The following is a 537-nucleotide window of genomic DNA, read 5'->3' on the forward strand; positions in this document are numbered from 1 at the left end:
TTATCAGCTGTCGCTGGCGTCATTCCTGGTGTCGGATCTTCTTCACTAGTTGCGGTATCTAATCTTCGTTTTGCTTCAACTAATTCACTATTATTTTCTTTATCGTGAAGTAAACTAATGGCATTGTCTAACTTTGGTTGTACCGCATCTATTTTTGCGATAGCTGCTGTCACTTGGGCTGGTGTCGCATTGTCATCATAAATCACTCTATCTGCTTCTGTTTTTGCTGCTTCAAGTTCATCATGAATTTTAGTCATTTCATTATTGTATGCAGTCACACTTGCTGGTTTCTTACCTTCGGTAACTCCTACATGATTTAATCCTGGGCGTTTTTGTTCTAGCACCAACTTATCTGCTTTTAATGCATTTTTTGCTTCAGTTAATTGAGTTAATGCTTCTTCTACTTTTACTTTCTCATCACTGATTTCTTCAGCTGTCGCATCACCGTTATTAATCACACCTTGAGCTTCTGAACTAATGCGTTCTGCTTCTGCTTTCTTCGCTCTATAGTTATCAGCTGTCGCTGGCGTCATTCCT

1 protein-coding gene is annotated in these 537 nt (G+C 39.3%); it reads right to left on the minus strand.

The features are described 5' to 3' along the window. Window positions 1–537, minus strand: a 537-nt coding sequence (locus HMPREF2578_RS11380) for a hypothetical protein (RefSeq protein ID WP_371089544.1), incomplete at both ends; no start/stop codon positions are given.

The sequence above is a fragment of the Staphylococcus sp. HMSC072H03 genome, from assembly GCF_001809305.1.
Taxonomy (GTDB): domain Bacteria; phylum Bacillota; class Bacilli; order Staphylococcales; family Staphylococcaceae; genus Staphylococcus; species Staphylococcus hominis.